Source organism: Sulfurospirillum multivorans DSM 12446 (assembly GCF_000568815.1).
Classification (GTDB): Bacteria; Campylobacterota; Campylobacteria; order Campylobacterales; family Sulfurospirillaceae; genus Sulfurospirillum; species Sulfurospirillum multivorans.
Map to the genome: position 1 here is coordinate 1185188 of NZ_CP007201.1, position 18161 is coordinate 1203348.

Sequence of the window (18161 nt, forward strand, 5' to 3'; positions counted from 1 at the left end):
TACGGAATGAATTGTGCAAATTCATTACTATGGTAAACAAAAAACTGATCAAGGATTTGTTAAACGAGAGTGCTTGTTCTCATAACAAAACCAAAAAAAGTAGCTGTGATAAACCGAAACCTGGAGCGACGAGCGGAGGGTGTGCGTTTGAGGGAGCGCAAATATCACTTTTTCCTTATGCGGATGCTGTGCATTTGGTGCATGGTCCCGACACTTGTCTTGGCGCTTCGTGGGAGACTCGAGCTACGCTTACAAGCTATGAAGGTGAAAACAACACGCCACTAGGCTATTGCACCAATGTTACGACTCAAGACATCATTTTTGGTGGTGACAAAAAGCTAGCTGAGGCGTTGGCGTACATCGTGGAGCACAAAAAACCTAAGGCGATTTTTGTCTATGAAACCTGTGTGACAGCGATGATCGGGGATAATATTGACTTTACATGTAAAACCGCAGAAGAGCTGTTTCACATCCCCATCGTGCCTGTGCATTCACCCGGTTTTGTTGGCAGTAAAAACTTAGGCTCTCGTCTTGCAGGGGAAGCGGTTTTAGACGCGCTGGTGGGTACGCGTGAGCCTGAAAGCATTCATCCGTTTGGCATTAACTTGATCGGTGATTATAACGTCACGGGCGATATGTGGCAGTACAAGCCTATACTTGAACGTATCGGAATCAAAGTCATCTCTTCTCTCTCAGGAGATGGCAGACTCGAGCAGATACAAATGGCGCACACCGCAAAGCTCAATGTCATCGTCTGTGCGAAATCCTTAGTCACCTTGTGCCGAAAAATGCAAGAGCGCTACAATATCCCTTATGTCAGCGTTTCCTTTTACGGTAAACGCGACACGTCCAATGCGATTCGCTCTATCGTGAACGCGTTTGGTGACGCAGAACTTATCACCAAAGCGGAAGTAATTATCGCCGAAGAAGAGGCGAAATTGGCGGAGCGTTTGAAGCCGTACCATCTGATGCTTAAAGGCAAAAAAGCGATTTTAAACACGGGTGGCAACAAATCATGGTCGATCGCTTCAGCCCTTCAAGACATTGGCATCGAAGTGGTCGCAACCTGTGTGCAAAAAGCAACCGAAGAAGATGTGGCGATAGCGAGTGAATATGTGCCCATCGTCTTTAAAAACCCAGGTGTTGAACAGCCCAAACTCATTGATGAACACAAGGTTGACATCTTGCTTGCAGGTGGGCGCAGTCTTTACACGGCGATTAAAAAGCGCATTGCCTTTGTCGATGTCAATCAAGAGAAAAAAGTGAGTTACGGTGCGTACGGTGGGCTTGAAAATTTGGCGAGTGATGTCTGTTCGGCTCTTGCAAATCCTGTCTTTAAACTGGTTGGAAAGGCTGCACCATGGGAGCTAGTATGAATTTAAAAGAGCTCAGAACAATGAGCATGAAACCTTTACATGTAAACCCTCTCAAGCTCTCTCAGCCGATGGGCGCGACACTGGCATTTTTAGGCATTAAAAACTGTATGCCTTTGATGCACGGGGCGCAAGGGTGCGCTTCCTTTACGAAAGTGCTTTTTACGAGACACTTTAACGATCCTATCGCCATTCAAACCACCGCGGTCAATGACATTACCGCCGTCATTGATGGCGGCGATAAAGGCATCTCCGAAGCGGTTGAAAACATTACTAAAAAAGTAACGCCCGATCTGGTCGGGCTTTTTACAACGGGTATGACCGAGACTAAAGGCGATGACATCAAGGGTGCGACACTGCTTTTAAAAGAGAAGCAAAAAATGGTCTATGTGCATACGCCTGATTTTGAAGGAGGGCTGGAGAGCGGTTGGAGTTTGAGTGTGCAAAACATCATTACGCAACTCATAGAGCCAACCACGCAAGTCAAAAAAGATAAAGTGCTCCTCATCCCCAATGTCAATTTTAGCCCCATCGAAGTCGAAAAACTCAAAGAAGCGTTAGAGCTTTTGGACTTGGTGGTCTTCGCACTCCCCGATCTCAGCGATTCGCTCGATGGTCACTTGGGCGTCAAACAAGGAGCACTCAGCAGCGGTGGCATTAGTGTTTCCGACATCGAAAAACTAGGTGATGCGGGGGCTGTGATCACCATTGGGCGGTCGGTTAAAAAATGTGGCGAGCTCTTTTATGAGAAATTTCCTCAAAGCACGCATTTGCATTTTGATAGTCTCATCGGTTTAGAAGCAAGTGATGATTTCTATGCCAAAGTGTTTGAATTTTTACAGTGCAAAAGTGTACCAAGCGTCGTCAAACGATGGCGTGCTCGCTTGCAAGATGTACTCTTAGATACCCATTTTACCCTTGGAAAAGCGAAGATTTTGATCGCCGATGAACCCGATAGTGCGTATGCAATGTCTAAAGCGCTTAGAGAAGCAGGAAGTACGTGTGAAGCGTACATCGCGCAACGCAGTGAGATCCAAGAAGCCTTTACATGTAAAATGCAAATCGGCGATTTTGAAGAGGTGGAAAAGAGGCTTCCTGAGATGGATATGCTCATCGCCAACTACCACGGTGAACGTTTAGCCCATAAGCATCACAAAGCGCTTCTCATTCGAGGATTTCCCAATTACGAGCAGGTCGGCATCGGGCTTCGTTATAACATCTTGTATGAAGGCAGTTGCGCCTTTTTGTGTGAGGTGAACAATCTTTTAGCCCATCATTAAACGAGTGATGATAGTATTAGCTCATTAAAAAAAATGAGGATAAATGATGAATCCTATTGAGAAAATACTCGAAAAGCAAAAAGTGCTGATCATTGACGGTGCATTTGGTACCGAGTTGGAGCGCAAAGGTTATGATATTAACGACTCTTTGTGGTCGGCTAAATTTCTGATGGAAAAACCAGAAGCGATTGCGGAAGTTCATTTGGATTACCTCAAAGCTGGCAGCGATTGCATTACGACGGCGAGTTACCAAGCGAGTTTTGAAGGGTTTATGAAGCGTGGCATGAGCGAAGAAGAGGCCAAAGAGCTGATACAATCTTCGATCACCATTGCGCAAAATGTGCGCGATACGTTTTGGGAAAACGAGCAAAACCATCTCAAACGAGAAAAACCTCTGGTTGCCGCTTCGGTGGGGCCTTATGGCGCTTACCTTGCCGATGGTTCTGAGTTTCGGGGCAATTATGGGCTGAGTGTGGAAGCGTTGATGGATTTCCACCGTAAACGCCTTACCACACTTATCGAAGCCAAGCCTGATCTTTTGGCGTGTGAGACGATTCCCTGTTTGATCGAAGCGAAAGCACTGTGTAAACTCTTGGAAGAACACCCTACAATGTCAGCGTGGGTGAGTTTTAGCGCCAAAGATGGAACGCATATCAACAGCGGTGAGTCCATACGCGAATGCACGGCGTTTTTTGAGACGCAAAAGCAGATCGTTGCGATTGGCATCAACTGCACCGCTCCTCAATATATCGAATCGCTGATCGACGAGATTAAAGCTGTTTCCTCAAAGCCGATTATCGTCTATCCCAACGGTGGATCGACCTACAATGCGCTGACCAAAACATGGGATGGCATCTCTCAAAGTTCTTCCTATGGCAAGATGGCGTATACGTGGTATCAAAAAGGGGCGCGTATCATCGGGGGATGTTGTCAAACGACACCTGAGGACATTGCTCAAATTGCACAGTGGGTGAGAGCTTAGGGCGGAGTGTTTCTTTTCTTTACATGTAAGATTAAAAATGCACCAAAAATATTTTTTCTGATAACCGTTTACATTTGGCGAGTAGAATGGGTTTACATGTAAACTTATTTAAGGAGCATACCATGGCAGAAACGAAAGTCTATCAGATGTATATCAATGGTGCGTTTATCGCTTCCAAAGAGACGATTCCCGTCACTAATCCTTCGACTAAAGAGGTGATTTCGTATATTCCAAAAGGCAGCGCGAGTGATGTTGCTGCGGCGGTAGAATCTGCTCAAATTGCACAGCGCTTATGGGAAAAACTTCCTGCGATTGAGCGGGCTGGGTATTTGAAAAAGATGGCGCAAAAGATTAGAGACAATGCCGAAATGCTCGCTCGTACCATCACGGAAGAGCAGGGCAAAGTGTTGGGACTTGCAACGGTTGAGGTCAATTTTACCGCCGATTATATCGACTACATGGCTGAGTGGGCGAGGCGGTATGAGGGTGAGATTATTCAAAGTGATCGTCCTAATGAAAATATCTTTTTATTCAAACTTCCCATCGGTGTGGCAGCAGGCATTTTGCCGTGGAACTTTCCGTTTTTCTTAATCGCACGAAAACTAGCCCCCGCTCTTCTTACGGGCAATACGATTGTCATCAAACCAAGTTCTGATACGCCCAATAACGCCTTTGAATTTGCCAAATTGGTCGACCAAATCGGACTTCCTAAAGGCGTTTTCAACCTTGTTTCGGGTTCTGGTTCACTGGTCGGGCATGCACTTGCAGGGCATGAAAAAGTGGGCATCGTGAGTTTCACAGGCAGTGTGGAAGCGGGTGTGAAAATCATGGAAGCGGCGGCCAAAAATGTCACGAAAGTCTCGTTGGAACTGGGTGGAAAAGCGCCTGCGATTGTGATGTGCGATGCGGACATCAACCTTGCCGTTGAAGCGATCAAAAATTCGCGCGTCATCAATAACGGTCAAGTCTGCAACTGCGCTGAGCGCGTCTATGTGCATAAAAGCATCGCGCAAGAGTTTTCGGATAAGATCACCAAAGCGATGGCGGCAACGACCTATGGCAATCCTCTCACTGAGAAAGTCGATATGGGACCGCTCATCAATGAAGCGGCGATAAAACATGTGCAAGCGTTGGTGGATAGTGCTCTTAACGCAGGGGCAAAACTCACGACGGGCGGTAAACGCGCGTCTCGTAGTGATGGTTTCTACTACGAACCAACGGTGTTGGTCGATGTCAAACAAGAGATGGGTGTGATTCAAGAGGAGATTTTTGGTCCCGTGCTTCCGATTATGACCTTCGATACGCTGGATGAAGTGATTGGCTTAGCCAATGATTGCCAGTACGGTCTGACCTCGTCCATCTACACGCAAAATCTCGATGTCGCAATGCGTGCGTGCAAAGAGATCAAATTTGGAGAGACCTACATCAACCGTGAAAATTTTGAAGCGATGCAAGGATTTCACGCGGGATGGCGAAAATCGGGAATTGGTGGAGCCGATGGAAAACACGGGCTTGAAGAGTTCTTGCAAACCAAAGTTGTTTACCTGCAATACAACCTCAATAAGCAATAAAACCGCTTTACATGTAAGGATTTTTCCTTACATGTAAACGCTTCTTAGGCTTTAAATTTGCGAAGCTTCCGACGCTTCTGGTCTTTCTTCAATGTGTTTGGGTTGAGACTGAAAGAGCGCTAAAGCACTCTTCTCATCACTACTTTTAATGTGCACATCCTGTTGTGGAAACGGAATTTCGATGCCATGCGCGTTGAGCGTGTTGTAGATAATGATCAAAAATCTGGACATAGTTTTACTCGGTGCCAAAATTTCTTCACCATGAATCCACACTTGCAGTAAAAAATCAACACTACTGCTTCCCATACCTGTCATAATGACGTTGGTGAATCTATCGTGTGCCTCAATAATATCGCTGTACCCGCTGTTTACAACGGCTTCTTTAATCACCGCAATTACGTGCTCAGGTTTAGTGCCATACGCAACGCCAAAAGGAATATCGAAACGTTTTATTTTATCGTGCATTGTCCAGTTAATCACATTGCCTTCGATAAAGTTGCGATTGGGAACGATGACATCGATGTTTCCGTTGGTATTGAGCGTGGTAGAGCGCATGCGAATGTCAGTGACGTGACCCCGCACGGTTCCAGAGAGTTCAACAAAATCACCAATTTTAATGCTGCGCTCAAACATCAAAATGATGCCTGAAACAAGGTTGGAGACGATATTTTGCAGACCAAAACCGATACCCACCGAAAGGGCACCTGCAACAAGTGCGATCGAAGAGAGGTCGATGCCTAATACATTTAAGGCGATAAAAAAAGCGGCTAAGAGAATGACGTAATAGCCCATATTGGCTAAAATCGTACGAGTTGCCAAATTGATCGATTTGCTATTGTTCGCAATTTTTTTAATGCTGGTTTTATAAAATCCACCGCCAAAAACGCCAATGAGAAAAATAAAGAGCGCTAAGATTAGTTTCAACGTTGTGATCGGCGTACCATTAGCTGTAAAAATAGGCTCGCTGAGCATGTTCCATGTCGATTTTACAATATTTTTGAACTCTTGTGTTGTGGAACCCGTGATCGTATCGAGCGTACCAAAATACTTTTTTTCCATCGCATGTAAAAGCGACGCCATGGATTCGTTCATAACGCCGGTCGAATCTAAAAGTGCTCCTTCATCAAGGATGCTTTTTTCTAAGGCAAATGCCTTTTCATTTTTGGACTTTAAGGCATTGGAAAACTCTAAAAACAAAGAGGTCATCGTTGCTCTTAATGCTTTCGCGTAGGCTTCTTCTTTGGCGCTGATGGTCGCAGCCGAAACGCCACGATCGAGGTTGTCTCCTAAAAGTTCAAAACGTTCTTTCTTCACTAAAAAATTATCGATGGTGGTGCGCAATTTTAAAGCGTCTTCGCGATTACTGGCTGTTTTTTTGACCTGATTTTCGGGATCAAAGGGTATGTTTTTCAACGATTCGGTTAACATTTTCTCAATGGAAAGCATCTCAGATGCTAACGCTTCACTTTGATCTTTAAATTCTTGCAGTGATTTTGTATAGAGCGCATTTTGAAGTTGCAGAGTACGAACCGAAGTGCTATTGTTGTCCAAACTTTTAATCTCTTTTTCGAGCGTCTTGATTTTCAATGCAATTGAGTTGACTTTTTTATCAAGAGAGACTTTTCTCAGAGCATTGTCATTATAGCGATTAAAGAGATTACTGTATTCATCAATGGTTTCGGGGATGTTTACAGGAACCTTTGTGATGGTAGAGGGTTGTGTGTTGATGAGCTTTTCAAGGAGCACTTTTTGTAAAGCAATTTCATCGTTCGCTATTTTTGACTCTTTGATGCTCTTGAGCAAATTAACGTAAACGGCTTTGTCTGCATTCACTAAAGAGCTATTTTGGTCATCGGCAGAGGCAAGCGAAGAGAGCAATAATGCGACAACAATGAACGATTTAAAGGGATTTAACACCATAAATTAACTCCAAGATTGAATAGAAAAAAACAGAGAAACACCATGGAATACTTTGTAAATTTTCATGTTTATTATACCCGTAAAGGGTTTAAGAAGCATTTTTCTTCAGGTCACACGCTTTACATGATTCGCTAATGAACTTTTTGCATTAAGTTTTTCATAATTTTTGGATAATCATGCAACAGCGTTTCGATCTGGGCAATGTCAAATGTATCGATTTTGTCCAGTAATGTTTGGCTGTACTGTTGAAGATACGTGATGGTGTGACGTGTTGATAGCTCTCGTAAAACTGAAGCAAATTGGGCAATAATCTTAAGATCATTTTGAGCAATAGCGTCTTGATATAAAGGTTCTATATCTAATTCGTGTAAGAAATTTTTTAAGTCCGCTGCATTGTCTACTTCAATGACTTCTTCGTGGGGTGCTTCTGATAATTTTGCTGTATATTTGAGAAATTTTGCAAGCTCATTAAAGAGTTCATTTTTGGAAACAGGTTTGCGCAAATACCCATCAAATCGTTGCTCTTTTATCTTCGTCAACTCCTCTAACATGATCGAAGCGGTCAAGGCAATAATAGGAATATCACAAGACTCTTTGATAATTCGTGTGGCACTGTACCCATCTAAGATAGGCATTCTAATGTCCATTAAAATTAAATCGATGGGATAAGTCTTGGTTTTTTCAATCGCCTCTTGCCCGTTGACGGCTTCGATAACCTCAATCAACGTCGAGTCAAAACTCTCTTTGATGAGTTGTCGGTTTTGGTCAACATCATCTGCCACTAAAATCATTGCTTTTTCAAAATTGATTGCAGTGTGGTTTAGGGCAAGGTCACTTTGAACCGTCTCATTTTGCATAGACGCAATATCTAAATGGTTGAGTTTTAGAATAAAGACAGAGCCTTTTCCCACATCACTTTGCACGTCTAGTGAACCACCCATAAGCGTTGCTAATTTTTTGCTTATCGCCAGCCCCAGTCCGGTGCCTCCATATTTTCTTGCATCTTGATTCTCTTGCTGTTCAAACATATTAAAAATCTTACTTTGAGCCTCTTTTGGTATGCCAATGCCACTGTCTTGAACGCTTATGACAATGTCTATTTTGCTGAGATGCTTATGGACACGATGCACGTCTACGATGACTTTGATAAATCCAACATCTGTAAATTTTAGAGCATTTCCGATGAGATTCGTGATGATTTCTTTCACTCTAAAGGCATCCACAAAGATGACTTCAGGTATTTTTTTATCGATCTGTAACTCTAAATTTAGACCTTTTTGTTCCGCGTGTAAAGCAAACGTTGCAATACTCTCTTAATAATTTTTTGATAGGGGTTGCTTTGGTGATAATCTCAAATTTTCCTGATTCAATTTTTGAGAGGTCTAAAATATCATTGATTAACATGAGTAAACTCTCACCTGAACTTCGTATGGTTTTGATAAATGATTTTAGTTTTTTATCTTCTATCTTTTCATCCAACAGCTCGGCAAAGCCTAAGATGGAGTTCATTGGAGTCCGTATTTCATGGCTCATGTTGGATAAAAAGTTCGATTTTGCATTGGTAGCGCTTTGCGCTTCTTGGTTTGCAATAAGAAGCTTTTTATTTAATTCTTGTAATGCTAATTCGACTTCTCTTCTTTTTTCTATCTCAGAAGAGAGCTTACGATTCCAAAATAAAGTCCCCAGCATAATCACTAAAAATGCCCCAGCAATCTGAAAAACGATGGTATAGTCAATGCTTTTATCGTATTTGACTTGTACCCATTGATTGTAGATACTATTTCTCTCGTCTTCAGAAATGGAGTCCAGCGCTTTATTAAGAACTGCTATGCCTTCACTATCCCAATCATTGCGCAGTGCCATATGAAATTTTGATTCGTACTTGCTAATGCCTGAAACTTTTAGATTGGAAAATCCATTTTTTTGGATGTAGCTACTTGCCACAGGTAACAGATCTATATAAGCATACGCGTCGCCTTCAACAACGGCTTTAAACGCATCCACAATATCTTTGACGACAACAGCATGTATCTGTGGATGTTCTTTTTGGATGAGTTCACTTTGTGCATAACTTTCCACTAAAGCAACTTTTTTCCCGTATAACTCTTTAATATCCGTTATAAATTTAACATCATTTTGGGTAATAAAGACTTGTGGCATGGTGATATACGGTTGTGTAAAATTGAGAATGTGATCTCTTTGAGGTGTGCGTGTCAAACACGTATACATGTCAGCCTCATGTGCATTGACTTTTTCAACACTTTTTGACCATACGCTTGTGGGGATTCTCTTAAAATTTATTCCCGTTTTTTGACTGATGAGTGTTAAATAGCTACTCGCAATACCTGCGTGCGTGTTTCCATCTTTCGTGAGATATTCTAAAGGCTCAAAATGGTTATCGATAACATAGCGTATCTCTTTATGGGTATCGATCCACGCTTGTTCTGTTGGTGTAAAGTTTAAAAGTTCTTTGGATGTTTCTAAGGCTTTACTCCATTTAGCGTTGATAGCTTGAGCTTCTTTGGATGATATCTCTTTGAGTGTTTTTTGAATGATATTAAAAAGGAGTGCATTGTCTTTGTCTATAGCAAGGCTGATGGAGGTTTGAAATTCTTCCAGTTTAGCGACAATTTTGAGGTTATTGAGTAAGTATTGATTCATAATATACGTACTCACGGCGAGATTGCCCACATACGCATCTACTTTTCCCAATGAAAGCATCTCCAGAGAATCTTCATTCGATGTGGAGGGAAGAAGTTTTATGGAAGGATATTTTTCTTGGAGCCATTCATGAATATAAGAGCCTTTGTTGATAGAGACGACTTTGCCTTTTAAATCATCCAGTGTTTTGATATCGTTCGTGTTGGTATTGGCAATAATCACCATAGGAACATTGAGATAGGGTTCGGTAAAAGAGAGGAATTTATCGCGCTCTTCAGTTTTAACGGCGCAGGTGAGCCCATCGTATTTTTTATCTTTCATATTTTGGATGGTTTCAGCCCAAATAGCAGGATAGATTTTAAACTGCAAGCCACTTTTTTGAGCAATCAGTTGGATATAGTCATAAGAAAGCCCTGTTGGAACGCCATTTTTATCGACAAAATCAAAAGGTGGCCATTTATAATCCGAACCCAATGTGACGACAGAGTTGTTTTTAATGTAGGCTTGCTCTTCGGGTGTAAAAATAAGTGTAGCGTAGAGTGTTGAAAAGGTGATGAACAAGATGGCTAAAAAGCGCATCATCGCTTTAAGACTTTTCTTCGATAATTTTTTTAAAGCTTTCTAGATTATGGCTAAAAAGCTCTATGAGATAGGGGTCAAACTGGCTCCCTTTGCGCTCAATGATATACTTAGCCGCGGTATCAAAATCCCATGATTGTTTGTACACTCGCACATGGGTTAGCGCATCTAAAACATCGGCAATCGCTACAATACGCGCATAGATATGAATTTCTTCTGCTTTAAGTCCTTGAGGGTAACCTGAACCATCCCATTTTTCATGATGTTGATAAGCGATGATGTCGCCTGCTTTCATCAGTCTTCGGCTGGATTTTTTAAGCAGATTATGTGCATTGGTCGTGTGTGCTTGCATCGCATGAAATTCTTCATCGGTGAGTTTGCCATGTTTATGGAGTATCTCATAAGGAATCGTAATCTTGCCTATATCATGCAAAGGCGCTGCAAAAAAGATATCGTCTATCTCCATGTCAGACAAACTATGATGCAGTGTCGCTAATAACTTTGAGATATCGGCAACTCTTTTAATATGCTTTCCTGTTTCATCGGAGGTATCTTCCATCAGTTCTGTCAGTACGTATATGATCTCTTTTTGGCTGTTTTCAAGCTCTGATAAAAATCTTTTTTCACTTTGAAGAATCTTTACATGTAAATCTAAATTAACCCAAACTGCTAGTTGAGAAGATGGTTTGAAAGTTGCTTTAAACTCCATAAAAAGCCGTGGGAGGCGAGATTATGGAGCGAGATATTATAACCGTTTATTGTTTAATTGATGAGTATTTGAAGGTATCAGGGATAAAAGATGATGTTAGAGCTAAGATTAGTAATGCAGAAGTGCTGCTTATCGGGTATATGGCAGTGAATGATTTTAATGGCAACTATTTCAAAGCACATCAGTATGTTAAGATGATGCACTTGGTGAAAGAGATTGACTACACGAGATTTTTGCGCCGCTTAGTAAAAATAAATGACGTGTTGTCCACACTTTTTTTGTTTTTAGGCTCATTGTTTCAGCGATTAAACGGTGCAAAGATTTACTCTGTTGATTCTTTTCCTGTTGAATTGTGCCAAATCACAAGGCAAAGCAGAGTCAGATTGTGGAGTGATCCATCTTTGAAGGGGTATAATGCATCCAAAGGAAGATTCTTTTATGGGCTTAAAGTCCATATGGTAGTCACAGCCGATAAAGAGCCTGTAATGGTACATATCTCAGAAGGCTCCATACACGATGTTACGGCGGGGTATCAATTTATGCACTATCTACCCCAAAAATCAATCACGATTGGAGATAAAGGGTATGTTTCATCAAAGTTAGAAGCTTTTTTAAAACAGTTTGAGATTGTACTTTCACCCATTGGGCGTAACAACATGCAACAAGAAAACAAAGAAGAGTATTTTACCAAGCGTAGAATTAGAAAAGGTGTTGAAACTGCCTTTTCTATGATCACTGCTAAGTTTGGTAAAGTGATTAAGGCTACAACCATTGGTGGCTTTTTAACAAAGCTTAGACTTTTCATCACTGCGTATGCTATCAACTGCTTTTTGAAGCTTAGTGATGACAAAAAAGCTCTTCTGTTTAACTAGCAGTTTGGGTTAAATTATTTTGTTGCAATACTTTTTTAGCTCGGTAAAGTTCGATGTGCGTTTTAACACGAGAGATCAGTTCATCTGCATAAAAAGGCTTTGTAATATAATCAACGGCACCGACTTTAAAGCCTTTTGAAAGAGAGTCCAAGTCGGCTTTTGCTGTTAAAAAGATGACGGGAATATCGTGTGTTTGAGGATCTTTTTTTAGATGTTCGCAGACTTCAAAACCATTCATTTGTGGCATCATAATATCGAGTAAAATAATGTCAAAAGATTTTGTCTTGATAATTTCTAACGCTTGTTTGCCATTGAGCGCGAAAGAAAAATTGTAGTTATTCTCTTTTAAGATATTCATTGCCACCTTGATGTTATCACTAACATCGTCGACAATTAAAACATTATAATCAGCACTCATCATTAATCCTTAATCATTCGTAGGATCATAACGCAAAGAATTACGGTTCAAATTCTAGCACAAATTTTTATAAGTTAAAATTACTGGCAAAATCCCCCTTCATAGCGTCCTAAAATAATCTTTGAAACAACTGTTTTCCTACGGAACACTTCTTGTATAGTGTTTAAAAAAATGCCTTTTTTGAGTTAAATTGAGTATACGCTCTAAATCTTCTTAATCATTAGACTTCTTGCAAAACGTATTTACAAGAAGAAAAGCACCAAAGGTGCGCGGGCTTTTCGCCAAGGAAAACCTAGTGTTAACGTAGTTTTTAGAGCTTTGCTTTAAAAACGTATCAAGAGCTCTGCAAGAACTCTATCAAAAAGGATTATTATGTCTGAGCAAAACAATACCACACGTTACAATGCCTACATCCCCGAAGTTGTTGCTTACCAAAAATCACTCGATCAGCTCTCCGAGAGATGGAATCTTCTCTCATTATTAGGTCAGATGAGTAATATCGGTATGGACATCTCAGAAACCAGACAAGCGTTTAGCAATCTCTCTGAACAGCTTTTACAACGACTCAGCGAAGAGACGGTCAAAAAACTTTCCATAGAGCTTGGGGCTAAAGCGCAAGTGGCGATTGATATTTTAATCCGCAACCTCTTTGAACGTACCGCAGACATAGGCTTTTTGGCGATGGACATGATCATTTGTGATTTTGCAAAGCAAAGCAATGAAGAGCAAAAAAATGCACTGCCTGAGCTTCAAAACCGTTTTCACGAGTACATCGAAAAGTACAGTGTTTACAATGATGTGCTGTTGTTTAATCTTGAAGGTGTCTTGATCGCTTCCACCAAAGATGAAAAAATTGGCAAAAAGATCGACAGTGCTTTTATCTACGAGGCGATGCACACGTCCCAAGAGTATGTAGAGAGTTTTGGTATCTATCCTAGCATCAGCTCAAAAGAGAGTCTGCTTTACAGTTACCGTGTGTGTGATGAGAGTGGTACACCGCTTGCCGTGCTTTGCCTTGTGTTTAAGTTTCAAGATGAGATGCAGGTGATTATCTCCAACTTGATTGAAAATGAGATATGGGCAGATATTTTACTCTTAGATGAAAAAGATCGTACCATTTACAGCAGTAACCCTTTTCATTATGCTCTGGGCGCTCCTCAAAAAACAGCCTTAAAACGTTTTGATATTATCCCTTTTTCAGGCAGTGAATATGTCGCTAAAACCCAAGCCACCAAAGGGTACCAAGGCTTTTACGGTCTGGGATGGAAAGGGCATGCGCTTATGCCACTATCTTTTGCTTTTGGGCAACAACAAGCCCACGTTCCTTTTACCGAAGAGCAGATCAAGATCATCAAACACTCTTCACTCTTTTCAGAAGAGTTTACCAGCATTCCTACCAAAGCCGAAGCGATCCAAAGACGTCTTGATATGACGATTTGGAATGGTAATGTACAAATCGCCAACCAAAAAAGTGGGGATAACTCCTTTTCAAAATCACTCCTCAATGAGATCTCACGCACAGGGGCACAAACCAAAAAAACCTTTGAAGAGTCCATCGGCAATCTCAATTGGACGGTTGTTGCTTCGTTTATCAACGGGGCTGCGTTTAAAGCAAAACTGGCGATTGATATTATGGATCGAAACTTGTATGAGCGTGCCAATGACTGCAGATGGTGGGCTCTAAGTCCCGTATTCATTAAAGCATTTAGCGCTAAATACAAAGATTTTTCAACGATTCGCAAAGAGTTTGGGCATGAAATGACCGAAGTGCTCAGTGCCATCAATGCGCTCTACACCGTTTACAGCAATCTCTTTTTGTTCGACAATCAAGGCAGTGTCATTGCGGTGAGCCAAGAAAAATATGCCCATCTCATCGGCAAACGCATAGGTGCTCATTACATCGCACAAACCTTGGCGCTGAAAAGTTCCAAAGAGTATGTGGTGAGTCCGTTTGAGAAAACAGAACTTTACGATGGAAAACATACTTACATCTACAGTGCGCCTATTTTTATCGAAGGGGCGAAAGAGGCGCAAGGTGGCATTGGTATTGTGTTTGATGCTGAGACACAGTTTGAAGCGATGCTAACCGATGTTGTAGGCGCCGATGAACGCGCTTTCGCGCTCTTTATCGAGACGAAAACCAATAATGTGATTGCTTCTACAAACCCTGACATTGGCATGGGTGAGCGATGTGTTTTTTGTGATTCGTCTGAAAATATGGTGCTCATTAAGGATGATTATTACATTGTGGGCAAGGCGAAGTCTCAGGGGTATCGTGAGTATAAATGCAGCGATGGCTACAGCAATGATGTCACTGCCATTGTCTGCATTAAAGTTGCTAACAAAGAAGCCTGCGTTGAGCCTGTTGTCAAAAATGGCAAAAAACAGTACCTCTACCCAAAAGTGGGTGCGTCTGAGAAGACAGTTGAGCTCTCAACGTTTTGGATGAATGGCACGCTCTTTGCCATCGAGAGCCAATACATTTACGCCGCACTTGAAGGACAAGATGTCACCCAAGTGATCGGTTGCGATGAAATTTATGTGGGAATGATTACGTGGAATAACAAAACGATCCCCGTAGCATCGCTCGCAAAATACTTTCACCATACGTGTGCGTACAACAAAGAGCTCCATCACATTATTGTGCTTAAAGGCAGTGAAGACAAACCCTTTGGCTTGGTGATCGACATGGTGCAAGACAGCCCCGAAGTACCACAGCGTTGTGTGGATGAAACTTCTCAGGCGATGATGGGGCACCATACGCTTACCAAAGCGATTGTCAAATCAGACGTGGGACAAGAGAAGGCTGAAATGCTCTCGATTCTTGATCCTTTGAAGATCGAACGTTACTTGATTGTAGAGAAAAACGCGCTTTAGCATCGGCATTTTTCCTACGGAACACTTCTTGTAAAGGAATGAACAACGTTTAGGATAGGAGGATACAAAGATGGTCAAGGTTGCGTTTTTTACAAACGATCTCAAGAATATTGATGCCCATTTTGGCTCTGGAGAGCAATTTGCCGTGTATGACGTGAATGCTGAGGGGTTTGCACTCTCAGGAGTCATCCCAACAGGTGAAGAGCGAACCGAGGGTCGCGTTGAGCTGTTACAGAATGAACATGTTGACATTATGTACTGTGTCGAGATTGGACCGGCTGCTGCTGCTAAAGTTGTCAATAGCAAGATATTCCCTATCAAATACAAAGAGGTTGTGAGCATTGAAACAGAACTTTCAAAGCTTCAAACAATGATTGCAACCAATCCTCCACCGTTTATCAAAAAAATCTTAGAAGCAAGAGGATAACGCTATGAATGAGCTTGAAAAGTTGTTCATCGAAACACTCACTTCGCAAATTAGAGCACTTGATCAGTTTGGTACATGGGCGAAAAAGAGCGATGAAGAGGTGTTGAGTGATAAATACATTAAAACCAAAGAGCAACTTAAAAACGTTCCTATCATTGCAGATATTGATGAGATGCAGATCAAAGATATTCGTCTGATTTTTCAATCGATTGCGTTGGCGTTTGAGCTCAAACTTGGCATTATGTGCTCCGTTGTTATGGAGATGAGTCACGAAGGTTTTGGACGCGCTGTGGTCTTGGCAGAAAAAATTGTTATCACCAACAAGTTTTTCAAAGATGCGCATCGTTACAGTTTTAGAACCTATGATGATCTCATTAAAGAGGGTGGCAAAATGTTAAAAGATGCCATCGAAATTTACGAAACTCATAAAAAATAATCAGGATAGAACATGGCAAAGGTTGGTATATTTTACGCAAGTGCGGGCGGCAATACAACATTGGTAGCAGAGGCTTTAAAAGAGGCGTATGAGCTTGAAGATGATGATTGTATTTTGATGGAAGATGATTTTGACAGTGTCGAGCAATTTGACAACTACGATGTGCTTTTCGTTGGCTCTTCAACATGGGGACAAGGCGATGTGCATTTTAGTTGGGTTGACCCACTCTTTGAAATCACTTCTGATAACATCAGTTTTGCAGGTAAAAAAGTTGCGTTTTTTGGCGCAGGTGACAGTAAAACACACGGTGAACATTTTTGTTCAGCTCTTGGTAAATTCAATCAAATTTTTACCAAAGCAGGTGCAAAGGTCATCGGTTTTGTGGATAAAGAAGGCTATAACTACACAGCTTCTTTGGCAGAATCAGGCGATAAACTGTGTGGTTTAGCCATTGATAACATCAACGAAAAAGAGAAAACAAGTGAGCGCATTGAGAACTGGATCGAGCAGTTACAAGGCGAGATATAATTGGTTGTACACACAACCCTTTAGTATATAAACTATTAAGGATAAAGGACATAAAATGAGAACGCTTGAGCAATATTATGAACTGAAAGATGCAGAAGATTTTTTTGAATTTTTTGGTGTTGACTACGACAAACACATTGTGGAAGTCAAGCGTTTTCATATTATGAAAGAGTATGGAACCCTCATTAAAAAAGGGTTTGAAAACTTTAACGGCGATGAAAAATACTTGATGGACTTTTTAAAGTTTGCTTTGATTCGTGTCTATATGGACTATAAACATGGACATGCCCCAAGTGCTGCTGAGGTGTGGGGAATGCTTGAAGATGGTAAAGCCAAAGGCTGTTTGGCATGTACCACTGCAACGGAAGGAGGAAACTGTGCCTGCTAGCGAAGAAGTTGTTTTACACAACAACGTGATGGCAAAACTTTCAGGTAAAGACGAAGCGAAAGCGAAGTTTTTTCTCGGTCAAAAGGTCAAACTTTTGGAAGACGTCAAAAACGATGGTACCTATCCGTATCTCAAAATTGGCGATGTGATGATTAAAAAAGGCTCAGTCGGTTACATTCGTGGTATGGGTGAGTTTTTACAAGTCATTCGTGTGTATGAAGTCCATTTTTTAGATGCTGAAGCGGTTATTGAAGTCATTGGGTGTAGGGAACATGAGCTTGAAGCGATGGAACCTTACCGTGATCTTGATGCGGAAGAGACAGAATGGATGATAGCTCATTATAAGCAATAACACCGTAATAAAAAAATCTTAGTAGGGAGGAAAAGTCATGGCGAAAGTAATTTTTATGCATTTTGATGAAGAAAAAGATGGTATCTATGATGCCAAAATAGGCGAACCAGTGGTACGTCTAGCAAAAGAGAAAGGAATACCCATTCCTTTTGATAGCAAAGACTATGCAAAATGTTTGGTCAGTGTTGAGAGTATTAGTGAAGAAGAGCCAACAAGCTACATGGAAGACGAAGAGCTTGATGAACTTGTCAAACTTGGTGCAATTTCTCAAGAAGATGCTGATATCTGCCAACAGTTTACGGTTAGCCCAAAAGTACGCATCGCTTCAATGATGATGATTAAGGGCGATGTTTTGATTAAACCATTTAAAAAGTAAAGGATAAAGTATGACAACAAGAGTAGAAATTATCAATGATTTTTTAGCAATCAATGTAAAACCGGGCGCAACCATTCAAGATGTCGTCGAAGCGAGTGGTAGTGCACTCCCTTTCGGCTGTCGCGATGGTCAATGCGGCACATGTGTGGTTGAAATCGTACAAGGTATGGAGTTCTTATCAGCTAAAAATGAGAAAGAATTCAAAGTTCTTAAAGAAGTATGTGCGGGCACATGTTCAGAGAATGCACGCCTTGCCTGTCAGATGAAAATCGACAAACCAAACGGCGTTGTTCGTATTAAATACTAAGATTTTCCCTCGCTTGAACGCTTGTTCAAGGAGTTCTCTATCGAGGAGTTTTTCAGAAAACTCTTCTTCTTATGCGTAAAAAATAATCACCAATTATGCCCAAAA

At 41.4% G+C, this 18161-nt stretch carries 18 protein-coding genes; 13 read left to right on the forward strand and 5 right to left on the reverse strand.

Annotated features, from left to right (window positions below):
• Window positions 1–56 precede the first annotated feature (56 nt).
• From SMUL_RS06060 to aldA, 4 genes are all read left to right on the forward strand, one after another.
• Complete coding sequence (locus SMUL_RS06060) at window positions 57–1376, forward strand: nitrogenase component 1 (RefSeq protein ID WP_223809783.1); 1320 nt, start codon at window positions 57–59, stop codon at window positions 1374–1376.
• Window positions 1361–2653, forward strand: coding sequence for a nitrogenase iron-molybdenum cofactor biosynthesis protein NifN (gene nifN / locus SMUL_RS06065; RefSeq protein WP_226980673.1), 1293 nt, complete (start codon window positions 1361–1363; stop codon window positions 2651–2653). Before SMUL_RS06060 ends, nifN begins: the two co-directional genes overlap by 16 nt.
• A gap of 43 nt (window positions 2654–2696) precedes the next feature.
• Complete coding sequence (gene mmuM, locus SMUL_RS06070) at window positions 2697–3635, forward strand: homocysteine S-methyltransferase (RefSeq protein ID WP_223809784.1); 939 nt, start codon at window positions 2697–2699, stop codon at window positions 3633–3635.
• Window positions 3636–3757: 122 nt separating this feature from the next.
• Window positions 3758–5206: an aldehyde dehydrogenase gene (gene aldA / locus SMUL_RS06075; RefSeq protein ID WP_025344369.1), complete on the forward strand. Its 1449-nt coding sequence runs from the start codon at window positions 3758–3760 to the stop codon at window positions 5204–5206.
• A 51-nt stretch (window positions 5207–5257) separates the two neighbouring features.
• Here aldA and SMUL_RS16545 read toward each other — a convergent pair whose 3' ends face one another.
• The 4 genes from SMUL_RS16545 to SMUL_RS06090 all read right to left on the reverse strand — a co-directional run bounded on the left by SMUL_RS16545 (window position 5258) and on the right by SMUL_RS06090 (window position 11075).
• Window positions 5258–7126, reverse strand: coding sequence for a mechanosensitive ion channel family protein (locus SMUL_RS16545; RefSeq protein WP_025344370.1), 1869 nt, complete (start codon window positions 7124–7126; stop codon window positions 5258–5260).
• Between the two features lie 131 nt (window positions 7127–7257).
• On the reverse strand, window positions 7258–8334 hold the full coding sequence (locus SMUL_RS16550; protein ID WP_025344371.1) for an ATP-binding protein: 1077 nt from the start codon (window positions 8332–8334) through the stop codon (window positions 7258–7260).
• Window positions 8335–8371: 37 nt separating this feature from the next.
• On the reverse strand, window positions 8372–10369 hold the full coding sequence (locus tag SMUL_RS16555; protein ID WP_084613091.1) for a transporter substrate-binding domain-containing protein: 1998 nt from the start codon (window positions 10367–10369) through the stop codon (window positions 8372–8374).
• 4 nt (window positions 10370–10373) lie between these two features.
• Window positions 10374–11075 carry an HD-GYP domain-containing protein gene (locus SMUL_RS06090; RefSeq protein ID WP_226980674.1) on the reverse strand — a complete coding sequence of 234 codons (702 nt, stop codon included), beginning with the start codon at window positions 11073–11075 and terminating at the stop codon, window positions 10374–10376.
• Between the two features lie 23 nt (window positions 11076–11098).
• On the opposite strand from SMUL_RS06090, the gene SMUL_RS06095 reads away from it, so the two are divergent.
• Complete coding sequence (locus SMUL_RS06095; protein ID WP_025344064.1) at window positions 11099–11947, forward strand: IS982 family transposase; 849 nt, start codon at window positions 11099–11101, stop codon at window positions 11945–11947.
• Here SMUL_RS06095 and SMUL_RS06100 read toward each other — a convergent pair.
• Window positions 11940–12365 carry a response regulator gene (locus tag SMUL_RS06100; protein ID WP_084613092.1) on the reverse strand — a complete coding sequence of 142 codons (426 nt, stop codon included), beginning with the start codon at window positions 12363–12365 and terminating at the stop codon, window positions 11940–11942. The two genes, SMUL_RS06095 and SMUL_RS06100, sit on opposite strands and share 8 nt — an antisense overlap.
• Window positions 12366–12737: 372 nt before the next feature.
• Between SMUL_RS06100 and SMUL_RS06105 the strand changes: the two genes are divergently transcribed.
• The 8 genes from SMUL_RS06105 (at window position 12738) to SMUL_RS06140 (ending at window position 18056) form a co-directional block, all read left to right on the forward strand.
• A complete protein-coding gene (locus SMUL_RS06105) occupies window positions 12738–15242 on the forward strand; it encodes a chemotaxis protein CheW (RefSeq protein WP_025344373.1) in 2505 nt (834 codons plus the stop codon).
• A 70-nt stretch (window positions 15243–15312) separates the two neighbouring features.
• The gene (locus tag SMUL_RS06110; protein ID WP_025344374.1) at window positions 15313–15669 is read left to right on the forward strand and encodes a NifB/NifX family molybdenum-iron cluster-binding protein; all 357 of its coding nucleotides are present in this window, start codon (window positions 15313–15315) and stop codon (window positions 15667–15669) included.
• Between the two features lie 4 nt (window positions 15670–15673).
• Window positions 15674–16105 carry a NifX-associated nitrogen fixation protein gene (locus SMUL_RS06115; protein WP_025344375.1) on the forward strand — a complete coding sequence of 144 codons (432 nt, stop codon included), beginning with the start codon at window positions 15674–15676 and terminating at the stop codon, window positions 16103–16105.
• Between the two features lie 12 nt (window positions 16106–16117).
• Window positions 16118–16633, forward strand: coding sequence for a flavodoxin (locus tag SMUL_RS06120; protein WP_038533103.1), 516 nt, complete (start codon window positions 16118–16120; stop codon window positions 16631–16633).
• 55 nt (window positions 16634–16688) lie between these two features.
• Entirely contained in the window at window positions 16689–17021 is a 333-nt protein-coding gene (locus tag SMUL_RS06125) for a nitrogenase-stabilizing/protective protein NifW (protein WP_025344376.1), read from the forward strand.
• Complete coding sequence (locus tag SMUL_RS06130) at window positions 17011–17373, forward strand: nitrogen fixation protein NifZ (protein ID WP_223809785.1); 363 nt, start codon at window positions 17011–17013, stop codon at window positions 17371–17373. The genes SMUL_RS06125 and SMUL_RS06130 overlap by 11 nt, the downstream gene beginning before the upstream one ends.
• A 37-nt stretch (window positions 17374–17410) precedes the next feature.
• The gene (locus SMUL_RS06135) at window positions 17411–17749 is read left to right on the forward strand and encodes a hypothetical protein (protein WP_025344378.1); all 339 of its coding nucleotides are present in this window, start codon (window positions 17411–17413) and stop codon (window positions 17747–17749) included.
• A gap of 10 nt (window positions 17750–17759) precedes the next feature.
• A complete protein-coding gene (locus SMUL_RS06140) occupies window positions 17760–18056 on the forward strand; it encodes a 2Fe-2S iron-sulfur cluster-binding protein (protein ID WP_025344379.1) in 297 nt (98 codons plus the stop codon).
• Window positions 18057–18161 lie beyond the last annotated feature (105 nt).